Raw genomic sequence first — 12,319 nt, 5'->3', positions numbered from 1 at the left:
CGTAGGAAGCCGGCTCAGACCTCGAACACCGCGTCGGGCCGGGCGAGCTCGACGGTCCCGCCGAAGGCCGCCTTGGCCTCGGCGCCGAGGGACTCGCGGTCGAACCAGGCCGGGACGTGGGTGACGACCAGCCGCTGCGCCCCGGCGGCCGCGGCGTGCTCGCCCGCCTCCCGTCCGGACAGGTGCACCCCGGGCGGCCCGGCCTCGGCGTGCGGCCAGCTGGCCTCGCAGAGCAGCAGGTCGGCGTCGCGGGCGGCCTCGACGAGCCCGGGGCAGGCGGCGGTGTCCCCGGAGTAGGTCAGGACCCGGCCGCGGTGCTCGAGGCGCAGCGCGTAGGCGGGGCAGACGTGCACGACCTCGTACGCGGTGACGGTGACGGCGTCCTCACCGGTGCCGACGGTGAACGGCTCCCCCACCACGAGGTCGTGGAAGGAGAAGACGTCGGTGAGATCGGTGCGGGCGTAGTCGGACTCGGTGACGGCGTCGGCGCGGGCGAAGCGGGCGTGCGCACCGGCCGGGGCGTGCACGACCAGCTTGCGCGCGGTCGCGTCGAACGGGGGCCGGGGGTGGTAGCGACGGTGCACCACCAACGACGGGAAGTCCGAGCAGTGGTCGGGGTGCAGATGGCTGAACACCGCGGCGTCGAGGGAGAACGGGTCGGCGTGCCGTTGCAGGGCGCCGAGGGTGCCGTTGCCGAGGTCGAGCGTGAGGCGGGTCGCCCCGGCCTCGACGAGGTAGCCCGATGCCGGGGACTCGGGTCCGGGGCCGCTGCCGGAGCACCCGAGAACGATCAGCCGCATGCGCGACCCTAACCCGTTCGTGAGGTACGCCGCAGCCACCAGAGCCCGACGAACGGCAGCACCAGCGGGACGAAGCCGTAGCCGGCGCCGAAGTGCGACCAGACCGTCTCGCGGGGGAAGTCGGCGGGGACGAACGTGGTGAACGCGCCGACGGCGAGCACGCCGACGAGCTCGAAGACCACGGCGGACCAGGCGAGGCGGCGGAAGCCGGGGCCGGTGCCCGCCAGACCGACGGTGGCCAGGATGTAGACGAAGCCGGCGAGCGCGGACAGCGAGTACGCGAGCGGCGCCTCGCCGAACCGTTCGGCGATCTGCACACCGGCCCGCGCCGAGGCCGAGAGCGCGAAGATGCCGTAGACGGCGATGAGGATGCGGCCGGGGCCGGTGGCGGTGGCGCGGGGCTCAGGCACCGGGCACCCCCGGGATCCACAGGCCCTGCAGGCGCAGCACGGCGACGAGCGTCCCGATCGCGCCGACGGCGATCACGGCGCCGCCCCAGCGGCTCGGCTCGGCGGTGGCGAACTGCAGTGCGATCACCGGGACGCAGACCGCGACGGCGAGGTAGATGAGGAAGGTCGACTGCTCGGGCAGGGTGACCCCGCCGAGCAGGACCCGGTACGCCGCGATCGCCGCCTGCACGACGATGAGCGCCACACAGATCCCGACGGCGACGGTGTGCACCCGGCTCGGGGGCCGGTTCAGCGCCGTTGTGACCAGCCCGAACAGCGCGGTGGCCGAGAGCGCCACGGTGATCACCAGGACGAGCGTTCCGATCACGGCGGGAACGCTACCCCCGCCTCCCCCGACCGCCGCGCCGGACCCGCCCGCGCCCGGTCCGCATCCACACCTGTCGACCGGTTCCCACACCTGCTGCGGCAGGTGTGGGTCCGGGGAAGCGGGTGTGGCTGTCAGGCGGACGGGAGCGCGGCGCCCGCGCGGCCCACGACCGAGCCGATCTCGGGGCCCAGGAACCGGCGGCCGAGCCGTGCGAAGGGTTCCGGGTCGCCGGTGGCGAGGAAGCGGTGCGGCGCGGGCGGAGTCGTGTCGTCGCGCAGCAGGTCGTGCGCGTGCAGGGTCCGGACCAGGGTGCGAGCCGTCTCGTCGGCCGAGGACACCAGCGTCACGTCCGGGCCGAGGACGATCTCCAGCACCCCGGACAGCAGCGGGTAGTGGGTGCAGCCGAGGACGACGGTGTCGACCCCGGCGCGCTGCAGCGGTTCCAGGTACCCCTGGGCGACGCCGAGGACCTGGCGTCCGCTGGTGGTGCCGCGCTCCACGAAGTCGACGAACCGGGGGCAGGCCACCGAGGTGATCTCGGTGTCGCGGGCGGCGTCGAAGGCGTCGGCGTAGGCACCCGAGGCGATGGTCGCGGCGGTGCCGATGACGCCGATCCGGCCGTTGCGGGTGGTGGCGACGGCGCGGCGCACGGCCGGGCGGACGACCTCGACCACCGGGACCGGGTAGCGCTCGCGGAAGTCGGCGAGACAGGCCGCCGAGGCGGAGTTGCAGGCGATGACCAGGGCCTTGACCCCGGAGTCGACGAGCTCGTCGCCGATGGCGAGCGCGAGGCGCCGGATGTCGGCCAGCGGGCGCGGCCCGTAGGGACTGTGCGCGGTGTCGCCGACGTAGACGATCTGCTCGGCGGGCAGCAGGTCGATGACCGAGCGGGCGACGGTGAGTCCCCCGACTCCGGAGTCGAAGATGCCGATCGGGGCGTCGATACCGGGCGCGTCGCTCACACCCTAGGAGGGTAGGCGGTCGGCCTTGGCCACCCAGTAGGCGGCGACGACGCCGCCGACCGCGCCGAACAGATGACCCTGCCAGGACACCGACGGGTCCGACGGCAGCACGCCCCAGAGGATCGAGCCGTAGAACAGGAAGAGCACGAGGGCGAGCAGGATCTGCCTGCCGTTGCGGGCGTAGAACCCGCGCACGAGCAGGAACAGGAACCAGCCGAAGACGATCCCGGACGCGCCGATCACCGGGGCCGGCGACACGAGCCACACCCCCAGCCCGCTCACCAGCCAGATCGTGGCGGTGACCGCGAACCACTGCACCGGCCCGCCGGACATCGCGAGGAACCCGAAGATCAGGAACGGCAGGCTGTTCGCGGCGAGGTGGGCCCAGTCGTCGTGGACCAGCGGCGCGGTGAGGACACCGGTGAGCCCCTCGGTGCTGCGGGGGTAGATCGCGGCGGCGGACTCGACCATGCCACCGGAGGCCTGGTCGACCGCCTCGAACACGTAGAGCGCGGCGGTGAACACCAGCATGATCACCGCGGCGCGCACCGGTGCCGGCGGCAGCACGCGGGCGGGACGGCCGTCCGGGAGCGCGGTCATGTCACCCACGGTACCGGCCCGGCCGCCCGATTCGCCCGTTACGTACCGGTTCGGCCCGGTCAGGCCCAGAGGTGACCGTCGATGCCCTGCGCGGCCGTGCCCAGGTCGCCGGAGTAGGCCCCGGTGGACAGGTACTTCCAGCCGCCGTCGCACACGATCATGACGACGTCGGCGCGCTGCCCGGCGTCGAGCGCCTTGTTCGCGACGCCGAGCGCGGCGTGCAGGATCGCGCCGGAGGAGATCCCGGCGAAGATGCCCTCCTGCTCGACGAGCTGGCGGGTGCGGCGCAACGCGTCGTAGGAGCCGACCGAGAACCGGCCGGTCAGCACGGTCTCGTCGTAGAGCTCCGGGACGAAGCCCTCCGAGAGGTTCCGCAGGCCGTAGACGAGCTCGCCGTACCGGGGCTCCGCCGCGACGACCTGCACGTCGGGCTTGTGCTCGCGCAGGTAGCGCCCGGCGCCGACGAGGGTCCCGGTGGTGCCGAGCCCGGCGACGAAGTGGGTGATCGACGGCAGGTCGCGCAGGATCTCGGGGCCGGTTCCGCGGTAGTGCGCGTCGGTGTTGGCCGGGTTGCCGTACTGGTAGAGCATCACCCAGTCCGGGTGCTCGGCCGCCAGCTGCTTGGCGACGGCGACGGCCTGGTTCGAGCCGCCCGCCGCCGGCGAGGAGATGATCTGTGCCCCGTACATCGCCAGCAGCTGGCGACGCTCCTCGGAGGTGTTCTCCGGCATCACGCAGATGATCTCGTAGCCCTTGAGCCTCGCGGCCATCGCGAGCGAGATCCCGGTGTTGCCCGAGGTGGGCTCCAGGATCGTGCAGCCGGGCGTGAGCAACCCCTGCTTCTCGGCGTCGGTGATCATCGCCAGCGCGGGCCGGTCCTTGATCGAGCCGGTGGGGTTGCGGTCCTCCAGCTTCGCCCACAGCCGCACGTCCTCCGACGGCGACAGGGACGGCAGCCCGACCAGCGGGGTGTCGCCGACGGCGTCCAGCAACGAGTCGTAACGCACGGGTTCTCCTCACACGACGGCACCGGGCGGGGACGCCGCCCGGTGCCGGGGTCCGGTGGGGCTCAGCGACCGCCGGCCACGGCCGGGAGGATCGTGAACGTGGAGGACTCGGAGACCGGGGCCTCCAGGCCGCCGGCGAAACGGATGTCCTCGTCGTCGACGTAGATGTTGACGAAGCGGTGCAGCTTGCCGTCGGTGATCAGACGGTCCTTGATGCCGCTGTGCCGCGACTCCAGGTCGTCGATGACCGCCGAGACGGTGTCGCCCTTCGCCTCGACGGTCTTCTCACCGTCGGTGTGCGTGCGAAGGATGGTGGGGATGGAGACGGAGACGGCCATCTCTGTGATCACTCCTGGTGGGTCGCTCTGGCGTGGATTTCTCACGCGCGACAACGCGGCCGGAGTACGGCGACATTCCCGCGCGACCTCCGGCGCGGGTGCGCGAGAGGGTCGATCAGGCCCGGTCGGGCACGTCGTCGGAGCCGGTGTGGGAGAACATGTAGGACTCCACGACCGCCAGCTCGTCCTCCACGACCTCGCCGTCGGCGAGGTGGTAGGAGCGCACCTCGGGCTCGGCGTCGGCGGTGGCGAGGCCCACGATCAGCCAGTGCTGGTCGGGGGTCCACTCCATCTGGGCGACGTCCTTGGGCGACGGGTAGGCCTCGGGCAGGCCGGTGTGCGCCACCGGGCGCCGCGGCAGCCGCGTGTGGGAGTGGACGACGAGCATGCGGCGCTCACCGGCCGCGTCCAGCTCGCGCTCCAGGCGGATGTCCTCGGCCGGGGCGAAGGCGAAGTCGCTCGCCACCTCGTCGGCGTTGGTCATCGGCACGTAGCGCTCGGGGTGCTCGCCGGTCTCGGGACCGACGAGCTGCCCGCACGACTCGACCGGGAAGTCCCGGCGGGCATGCGCGACGATCGCATCGACGAGGTCGGACCGGAGGACGAGCACGACCCGAGGATACGCGGCCACGGCCACGGCCCCGAACACCCGCCGGGCCGGAACCGCCCGTTCACGCACTCGACACCACGGTCGGTGATCCCGGCCACGGCCTCCCGTACGGGGGTGCGGCCATACTGCCCTGCGTGCCCTCCTCCGGTCGCCGTGTCGGACTCGTCCTCGCCGCCGTGCTCGTCGTCGTCCTCGCGGTGGGGGTCACCGTCGAGGCGGTGACGCTCTCGGGTCGCCCCGCCGCGGGCGCGCCGGGCTCCGGCACGGTGCGGCTCATCGCGCTCAACGACCTGCACGGCAACCTGGAGCCGCCCTCGGGGTCCTCGGGCCGGGTGACCGACGACGCCGGCGCGCAGGTCGAGGCCGGCGGCACCGCGTTCGTCGCCGCGCACGTCGCGGCGCTGAGGGCGCAGGCCCCGGCGAGCGTGGTGCTGTCCACCGGCGACAACGTCGGCGCGTCCCCGCTGGCGTCGGCGCTGTTCCGCGACGAGCCGACCGTCGAGGTCCTGGAGCGGATCGGCGTCGCCGCGTCCGCCGCGGGGAACCACGAGTTCGACGAGGGCATCACCGAGCTGCGCCGGCTGCAGCGCGGCGGCTGCCACCCGGCCGACGGCTGCCGCTTCACCCCGTCCTACGACGGCGCGTCGTTCCCGATCCTGTCGGCGAACGTGACCGAGGGCGGGAAGCCCGCGCTCGCCGCGTCGACGGTGGTGGAGGCGGGCGGCGCCCGGATCGGCGTCATCGGCGCCACCCTGTCCGAGCTGCCCGACCTGGTCTCCCCCGACGGCATCCGCGGCCTGGAGGTCGGCGACGAGGTCGCCGCGGTCGACGCGACGTCGCGCGAACTGACCGCGCAGGGGGTGCGGGCACAGGTGCTGCTGCTGCACCAGGGCGACGAGGCGACCGGCGACGGCGGCCCGGACGCCTGTGCGATCGAGCCCGGCGGGCCGGGGTCGCGGATCGCGGCCGCGGTGTCCGCCGACGTCGACGCGGTGTTCTCCGCGCACACCCACCAGCAGTACGCGTGCTCGGCGACAGACCCGGCCGGGAACCCGCGACCGTTCGTGCAGGGCCTGTCGTCCGGCAGGTTGCTGTCGGTGGTCGACCTCGCCCTGACCGGCGACGGCGACGTGGACCGCGGCGCGACGACGGCCCGCAACGAGGTCGTCACCCGCGACGTCGCGCCCGACCCGGCCGTCGCCGACATCGTCGACCGTGCGGTCGCGCAGTCGCGGCCGCTGGCCGAACGGCCGGTCGGAACGGTGACCGGGCCGCTGCTGCGTGCGGCCGCGCCGACCGGGCTGTCCCCGCTCGGCACGGTCATCGCCGACGCCCAGCTGGCGGCCTCGCGCGGTGACGGCGCACAGCTCGCGCTGACCAACCCCGGCGGGGTGCGCGCGGACCTGGTGCCGGGCCCGGGCGGGCGGGTCACCTACGGGCAGGCCTACACGGTGCAGCCCTTCGGCAACATCCTGCAGACCATGACGCTCACCGGCGCTCAGCTGCGCGCGGTGCTCGACCAGCAGTTCACCGTCGACGACGGTCCGACGGTGCTGCAGAGCTCGTCGAACCTGCGTTACACGGTGGTGGCCGGGAACCGGGTCGGTGACATCTCCATCGGCGGCGTCGGAGTCACCGACGACGGCCGCTACCGGGTCGCGACGAACAACTTCCTGTCCGCGGGAGGCGACGGCTTCGACACCTTCACCGCCGGGACCGAGCTGGTCGGCGGCCCGGTGGACCTCGACGCGTTCGTCGCGTACCTGGGCGCGAACCCGGGCCTGGCCGCGCCGTCGACCGACCGGATCGTGCGCCGCTGAGGGTCGGCCGGGCGGGTCAGAGCCCGCGGACGCGGACCCGGACCAGGGAGTCCTGCACGTAGGTCAGCCAGTGGTAGACGCCCAGGTGCTGGGCCCGCGGGTCGTCGTCGGACAGCTGCTCGGGCATGTCCTCGTTCACGTCGAGGGCGGTGCCGAGCGCGAGCCGCACGTCGTTGAGGGCGGCCAGCCAGGCGTCGACCTGGGCCTCGGTGAGCTCGAGCCGTCCGCCCGCCTCGGGCAGGGTGTCCAGGACGGTCGCCGCGGCGGTGTCCTTGGCCTCGATCAGCGACGGCTCGTGCAGCGAGCGCATCCCGCCGGCGAGGTCGGAGTCCTCGGTGGTGAAGTCCGGCAGCAGCCGGGCCAGCACCCGGTCGGTCGGCCGCGACGTCGGACCGGTGCGGATGCCGGTGAGTTCGGCCAGCTCGTCGGTGGGCGCGAGCTCGGCACGACCGGCGAGCATCTGGCGGATCTCGACGAACAGCCCCCGCAGGACGACGGCCTCCTCACCGGAGAACCCGGACGTGTAGCGGACGCGGTCGCCCCGGCCGCTGCGCTTCCAGCCGTTCACGCTCAGGCCCGCTGCATGGTGGCCCACAGGCCGGCCGCGTGGAGCTGGGCGACGTGACCCTCCACGGTGTCCTTGTCCCCCGCCGACACCGCGGCGCGTCCCTTGTGGTGCACGTCGAGCATCAGCGCGGTGGCCTTCGCCTCGGGGTAGTGGAACACCTTCTGCAGCACGTAGGTCACGTACGACATGAGGTTGACCGGGTCGTTCCAGACGATGGCCTGCCACGGCGTGTCGGGGCCGGCGGACTCGTCCAGGTCGGGCGTGACCTGCTCGGTGGGCGCCGGGGACGGCGCTGGGGACGGCGCGGACATGCACCCCATGGTGGCACAGGAGCCGTAGGCTCCCGGCCATGACCGGCACGGCCCTGCTGACCGACCGCTACGAGCTGACGATGGTGGCGGCGGCCCTCGCCGACGGCACCGCGGAACGCCACTGCGTCTTCGAGCTGTTCGCGCGCCGCCTGCCCGACGGGCGCCGCTACGGCGTCGTCGCCGGGACGGGGCGGCTGCTGGAGGCGCTGGAGAGCTTCCGGTTCTCCGCCGCCGACCTGGAGTTCCTCGCCCCGGTCGTCGACGCGGCGACCCTGGAGCGCCTGGGCGACTACCGCTTCTCCGGCGACGTCGACGGCTACCCGGAGGGCGAGCTGTACTTCCCCGGCTCCCCCGTCCTCACCGTGACCGGCACCTTCGCCGACGCGGTGATCCTGGAGACCGTCGCCCTGTCGATCTACAACCACGACTGCGCGATCGCCTCGGCGGCGGCCCGGATGGTGACCGCGGCGGCCGGCAGGCCGCTGATCGAGATGGGCTCGCGGCGCACCCACGAGGAGGCCGCCGTGGCCTCGGCCCGGGCCGCGTACCTGGCGGGCTTCGCGACGACGTCGAACCTCGCCGCGGGCGCCCGGCACGGCATCCCGACCGCGGGCACCGCCGCGCACGCCTGGGTCCTGCTGCACGACGACGAGCCGGCCGCCTTCGCCAGCCAGGTCGCCGCGCTGGGCACCGGCACCACGCTGCTCGTCGACACCTACGACATCCGCCGCGGCATCGAGCACGCCGTGGCGGCCGCCGGGCCCGGGCTGGGTGCGGTCCGCATCGACTCGGGCGACCTCGGCGAGCTGGCCCGCCAGGCCCGCGAGCAGCTCGACGCGCTCGGCGCCACCGGCACCCGGATCGTGCTGTCCGGCGACCTCGACGAGTACGCGATCGCCTCGCTGCGCGCCGAGCCGGTCGACTCCTACGGCGTGGGGACCTCGGTGGTCACCGGGTCGGGCTCGCCGACGGCCGGAATGGTCTACAAGCTCGTCGAGGTCGACGGACGCCCGGTGGCCAAGCGGTCGAGCGCGAAGGAGTCCCGCGGCGGGCGCAAGGCGGCGCTGCGCCGGTTCAAGCCGACCGGGACCGCGGTCGAGGAGGTCGTGTACCCCTACGGCACCGACCCGGTCCTCGGGCCGCACGACCGGGCGCTGCCGGTACCGCTGGTGCGGGACGGGAAGGTCGTCGCCGACGACGTCGTCACCGGGCTGGAGGCCGCCCGGGAGCGGCTGCGGACGGCGCTGGTCGCCGTACCGTGGGAGGGGCTGAAGCTGTCCCGCGGCGAGCCTGCGATCCCGACCACCTTCCTCACCGGGAGCTGAGCCATGGCACGAGCGTTGATCGTCGTCGACGTCCAGAACGACTTCTGCGAGGGCGGCGCCCTCGCGGTGACCGGCGGGGCCGCCGTGGCCGCCGGGATCGGGCCGCTCGCGACCGCCGGCCGCGACGGGCGGGTCTACGACCACGTCGTCGCCACCCGGGACGTGCACGTGGACCCGGGGCCGCACTTCTCCGACACCCCGGACTTCGTCGGCTCCTGGCCGCCGCACTGCCGCGCGGGGACGCCGGGCGCGTCGTTCCACCCGGCGCTGGACGTGGCGCCGATCGAGTGCGTCTTCGACAAGGGCGCCTACACCAGCGCCTACTCCGGGTTCGAGGGCGCCAGCGCGAACGAGTCGGGCACCCCGCTGGGCGACTGGCTGACCGAGCGCGGGGTGACCGAGGTCGACGTCGTCGGCCTGGCGACCGACCACTGCGTCCGGGCGACCGCGCTCGACGCGTCCCGGCTCGGGCTGGCGACGACGGTGCTGCTGCACCACTGCGCCGGGGTGGCCCCGGAGACGACGGAACGGGCGCTCGCCGCGCTGACCGAGGCCGGCGTGGAGCTGCGCACCGCCTGACCCCCCGGGGCGCCGCGCTGGGACAGCGTGCCCATGACGATCGACGCGGCGCCGGCGCCGGACACGAACAGCGCCAACGGCCCGGCCGGCACCATGGTGGTGTCGGACAGCAGGTGGATGCCCTGGGCGACGCCGGACACCGCGGAGAGGATGAACGCCGCGGTCAGCACGACGATGATCGTCGCGAGCACGCCGGCCCCCGGCACCCCGTCGACCCCAGCCGACGGTCTGCATGCCGCCGCCGATCTGGAACGCGCCGAGACCGAGGGACGCGGCCGAGCCGAACAGCGTTGCGACGATCGCGAGGATGTCGATCGCCCTGCCGATCGCCCCGTCGGCGGTCTTCTGCCCGATCAAGTGCCAGCGCGGCCCCGATCCCGAAGACCGTCCGGTCCGTGCGGGGGTGCTCCGGGGTCCTCGGTACACGACCGGGGATCGACCTGCGTCATGACGTCTCCACCTCTGTCCGGGTGCGGGGGAAGTGCGGTCCGTACGCCGCTCCGTGGGCCGTGCGGTCCCGCGGCCGGGATCGTCGACGCGACGGGTGGACGGGGAACGGGGCCCGCCGGCCGGCCCCGGGGGGCGGCGGACGTGCGGCGATCGGCCGGGATCGACACCCGGCAGCACCTACTCCTCATCAGATACTCGAGTAATATATCTGTGCACGTTACTCTGAGGCTGAAGCGGCGATCAAGACCCGATCAGCCGCCCGGAGTCCGACGACACCGGAGTCGCCACCGTGCCGCCGGCAGTTCCGTCGCCCCACCCGCGGCGACCGGTCCACACCCCGGGCCTGCACGAACACCACCGCCACGGCCCCTTGACACCGACCCGGGGGACGCGCTCCCATCGTGGTGCGCATAGAGCGACTCGTTGCTTGTTACGCAACAGTTTCCGGTATTTCTCGTGTGTTTCCGCGGCCCCGATCGGCGCCGTCGTCATCGCGTCGGAATCCCACTGCAGGAGTTGATCCGCTGTGCCGCAACGTTTCCACCGTGACCGCACGCCGGTCGCCTCCGGCGCCCGGCCGTCACGCGGGCCCCCGGTCCCGCGGCACCGGCCCCCGTCACACCCGATGCCGTCGCACCGATCCCGCGCTCGGCCCGCCGGGCACACACCCGTCGACGGCACCCGACCTCGCGTCAGACCCGCAGCCGCACGCCCGACCGTCGCCCACGAGGAGTACCGCCATGACGACCGGCGAGTTGTCGATCCCCGCCACCGAGGGGCAGAGCCTCCCGGACAGCCTGCGAGAGACCCTCGCCGGCCACTACTACACCGACCCCGCGATCTTCCGGGCCGAGCAGGACAACATCTTCCACACGACGTGGTTCTGCGCGGTGCTGGCCACGGACCTGGACAAGCCCGGCGCGTTCGAGACCGTCCGGATCGGACGGGAGAGCGTGATCGTCACGCGGGCCAGGGACTACTCCGTGCGGGCCTACCTCAACGTCTGCCGGCACCGCGGCGCGCGGCTGTGCACGGAGGACAAGGGCGAGGTCAAGCGCTCCTTCCAGTGTCCGTACCACGCCTGGACCTACGGCCTGGACGGCAAGCTCGTCGCGGCGCCGAACCTCAGCTCGATGCCCGACGTCGACAAGGTCGAGTACGGCCTGCACACCGTGCACGTCCGCGAGTGGCTGGGCTACGTCTGGCTGAGCCTGGCCGAGGTGCCGCCCTCGTTCACCGAGACGGTGATCGGTGACGTCACCACCCGGCTCGGCTCGCCGGACGCGATCGTCGGCTACGACGTCGAGAACCTGAAGCTCGGCCGGCGCATCTCCTACGACGTCAAGGCGAACTGGAAGCAGATCGTCGAGAACTTCATGGAGTGCTACCACTGCGCGACGATCCACCCCGAGCTCACCGAGGTGCTGCCCGAGTTCGCCGACGGCCTCGCCGCCCAGTACTTCGTCGGGCACGGCGCCGAGTTCGGCGAGGAGATCAAGGGGTTCACCGTCGACGGCTCGGAGGGGCTCGCCCGCATCCCGGGCGTCGCCCAGGAGCAGGACCGCCGCTACTACGCCATCACCGTGCGGCCGTCGGTGTTCATCAACCTGGTCCCCGACCACGTGGTGTTCCATCGCATGTTCCCGCTGACCGCCGAGCGGACCCTGGTCGTCTGCGACTGGCTCTACCTGCCCGAGGTCGTCGACTCCGGCGCCGACATCGACCGCTCGGTGGAGCTGTTCCACCGGGTCAACGTCCAGGACTTCGACGCCTGCGAGCGCTGTCAGGTCGCGATGGACTCGCGCTCCTACGAGAAGGGCGGCGTGCTCGTGCCCAGCGAGCACCACATCGGCGAGTTCCACGACTGGGTGCGCGACCGGGTGGGCTGACCCCCGCTCCGGCCCGCACCACCACGACCGCCCCGCCCGGCCCGCCGGCGCGGGGCGGTCGCGCACCCCCTTCCCCTTCCCCTTCCCCTTCCCGTCACCGGCACCGGCACCGGCAGGAGCGCACGGACGCCGTGGCACCCCACCAGAACGCGTGGCACCCCACGCACCGGGTGCCGCGAGACGCGCGGCGTCGCCGAGCCGGCCGGCGGCAGGCGAGGCACGACGGAGAGAGCGCGGAACGGCCCCGCCCCCGCGGTGCGGGGACGGGGCCGTGGGCTCGCGG

The 12,319-nt window shown here is 73.5% G+C and carries 14 protein-coding genes and 2 pseudogenes; 4 read left to right on the top strand and 12 right to left on the bottom strand.

All coding sequences use genetic code 11. The annotated features are described in order from the left end of the window. Nucleotides 1-14: 14 nt before the first annotated feature. The 8 genes from ATL51_RS22260 to ATL51_RS22225 form a co-directional block, all read right to left on the bottom strand. Nucleotides 15-800 (bottom strand): MBL fold metallo-hydrolase, encoded by a 786-nt coding sequence (locus ATL51_RS22260; protein ID WP_100879831.1) that lies wholly within the window; start codon nucleotides 798-800, stop codon nucleotides 15-17. Between the two features lie 8 nt (nucleotides 801-808). Next, the gene (locus ATL51_RS22255; protein WP_073576166.1) at nucleotides 809-1,210 is read right to left on the bottom strand and encodes a hypothetical protein; all 402 of its coding nucleotides are present in this window, start codon (nucleotides 1,208-1,210) and stop codon (nucleotides 809-811) included. Further along, entirely contained in the window at nucleotides 1,203-1,577 is a 375-nt protein-coding gene (locus tag ATL51_RS22250) for a hypothetical protein (protein ID WP_073576167.1), read from the bottom strand. The genes ATL51_RS22255 and ATL51_RS22250 overlap by 8 nt, the downstream gene beginning before the upstream one ends. Nucleotides 1,578-1,708: 131 nt before the next feature. After that, nucleotides 1,709-2,539, bottom strand: coding sequence for a glutamate racemase (gene murI / locus ATL51_RS22245; protein ID WP_062400757.1), 831 nt, complete (start codon nucleotides 2,537-2,539; stop codon nucleotides 1,709-1,711). A gap of 3 nt (nucleotides 2,540-2,542) precedes the next feature. Then, entirely contained in the window at nucleotides 2,543-3,139 is a 597-nt protein-coding gene (locus ATL51_RS22240) for a rhomboid family intramembrane serine protease (protein ID WP_073576168.1), read from the bottom strand. 59 nt (nucleotides 3,140-3,198) lie between these two features. Next, on the bottom strand, nucleotides 3,199-4,146 hold the full coding sequence (locus tag ATL51_RS22235; protein ID WP_073576169.1) for a PLP-dependent cysteine synthase family protein: 948 nt from the start codon (nucleotides 4,144-4,146) through the stop codon (nucleotides 3,199-3,201). Between the two features lie 62 nt (nucleotides 4,147-4,208). Next, the gene (locus tag ATL51_RS22230) at nucleotides 4,209-4,484 is read right to left on the bottom strand and encodes a MoaD/ThiS family protein (protein WP_073576170.1); all 276 of its coding nucleotides are present in this window, start codon (nucleotides 4,482-4,484) and stop codon (nucleotides 4,209-4,211) included. Nucleotides 4,485-4,599: 115 nt separating this feature from the next. Further along, nucleotides 4,600-5,094, bottom strand: coding sequence for a Mov34/MPN/PAD-1 family protein (locus ATL51_RS22225; protein WP_100880863.1), 495 nt, complete (start codon nucleotides 5,092-5,094; stop codon nucleotides 4,600-4,602). A 134-nt stretch (nucleotides 5,095-5,228) separates the two neighbouring features. On the opposite strand from ATL51_RS22225, the gene ATL51_RS22220 reads away from it, so the two are divergent. Beyond that, complete coding sequence (locus tag ATL51_RS22220; protein WP_100879830.1) at nucleotides 5,229-6,914, top strand: bifunctional metallophosphatase/5'-nucleotidase; 1,686 nt, start codon at nucleotides 5,229-5,231, stop codon at nucleotides 6,912-6,914. Nucleotides 6,915-6,930: 16 nt separating this feature from the next. On the opposite strand, the gene ATL51_RS22215 is transcribed toward ATL51_RS22220, so the two are convergent. Both ATL51_RS22215 and clpS read right to left on the bottom strand, forming a co-directional pair. After that, nucleotides 6,931-7,482 (bottom strand): DUF2017 domain-containing protein, encoded by a 552-nt coding sequence (locus tag ATL51_RS22215; RefSeq protein WP_100879829.1) that lies wholly within the window; start codon nucleotides 7,480-7,482, stop codon nucleotides 6,931-6,933. A 2-nt stretch (nucleotides 7,483-7,484) separates the two neighbouring features. Further along, complete coding sequence (gene clpS / locus ATL51_RS22210) at nucleotides 7,485-7,793, bottom strand: ATP-dependent Clp protease adapter ClpS (protein ID WP_060710877.1); 309 nt, start codon at nucleotides 7,791-7,793, stop codon at nucleotides 7,485-7,487. 38 nt (nucleotides 7,794-7,831) lie between these two features. On the opposite strand from clpS, the gene ATL51_RS22205 reads away from it, so the two are divergent. After that, a complete protein-coding gene (locus ATL51_RS22205) occupies nucleotides 7,832-9,118 on the top strand; it encodes a nicotinate phosphoribosyltransferase (protein WP_073576172.1) in 1,287 nt (428 codons plus the stop codon). Nucleotides 9,119-9,121: 3 nt separating this feature from the next. Next, nucleotides 9,122-9,697, top strand: a complete 576-nt coding sequence (locus ATL51_RS22200) for an isochorismatase family protein (protein ID WP_100879828.1) — start codon at nucleotides 9,122-9,124, stop codon at nucleotides 9,695-9,697. A gap of 77 nt (nucleotides 9,698-9,774) precedes the next feature. Here the strand turns inward: ATL51_RS22200 and ATL51_RS29935 are convergent. Both ATL51_RS29935 and ATL51_RS29930 read right to left on the bottom strand, forming a co-directional pair. Then, nucleotides 9,775-9,837: pseudogene (locus tag ATL51_RS29935) on the bottom strand (hypothetical protein); the annotation flags it as partial. Between the two features lie 142 nt (nucleotides 9,838-9,979). Beyond that, nucleotides 9,980-10,123, bottom strand: a pseudogene (locus ATL51_RS29930) (hypothetical protein); the annotation flags it as partial. Between the two features lie 764 nt (nucleotides 10,124-10,887). Here ATL51_RS29930 and ATL51_RS22190 point away from each other — a divergent pair. After that, nucleotides 10,888-12,036 carry an aromatic ring-hydroxylating oxygenase subunit alpha gene (locus tag ATL51_RS22190; RefSeq protein WP_100879827.1) on the top strand — a complete coding sequence of 383 codons (1,149 nt, stop codon included), beginning with the start codon at nucleotides 10,888-10,890 and terminating at the stop codon, nucleotides 12,034-12,036. Nucleotides 12,037-12,319 lie beyond the last annotated feature (283 nt).

This window comes from Pseudonocardia alni (assembly GCF_002813375.1).
In the GTDB taxonomy this organism is placed as follows: domain Bacteria; phylum Actinomycetota; class Actinomycetes; order Mycobacteriales; family Pseudonocardiaceae; genus Pseudonocardia; species Pseudonocardia alni.
This window is presented reverse-complemented; position numbering and strand designations above follow the sequence as displayed.

Excerpts from the sequence above, each read along its gene's own strand:
- ATL51_RS22205 (WP_073576172.1), top strand. The coding sequence starts at position 7,832 with ATGACCGGCACGGCCCTGCTGACCGACCGCTACGAGCTGACGATGGTG.
- ATL51_RS22200 (WP_100879828.1), top strand. The coding sequence starts at position 9,122 with ATGGCACGAGCGTTGATCGTCGTCGACGTCCAGAACGACTTCTGCGAG.
- ATL51_RS22190 (WP_100879827.1), top strand. The coding sequence starts at position 10,888 with ATGACGACCGGCGAGTTGTCGATCCCCGCCACCGAGGGGCAGAGCCTC.
- clpS (WP_060710877.1), bottom strand. The coding sequence starts at position 7,793 with ATGTCCGCGCCGTCCCCAGCGCCGTCCCCGGCGCCCACCGAGCAGGTC.
- ATL51_RS22240 (WP_073576168.1), bottom strand. The coding sequence starts at position 3,139 with ATGACCGCGCTCCCGGACGGCCGTCCCGCCCGCGTGCTGCCGCCGGCA.
- ATL51_RS22260 (WP_100879831.1), bottom strand. The coding sequence starts at position 800 with ATGCGGCTGATCGTTCTCGGGTGCTCCGGCAGCGGCCCCGGACCCGAG.
- ATL51_RS22230 (WP_073576170.1), bottom strand. The coding sequence starts at position 4,484 with ATGGCCGTCTCCGTCTCCATCCCCACCATCCTTCGCACGCACACCGAC.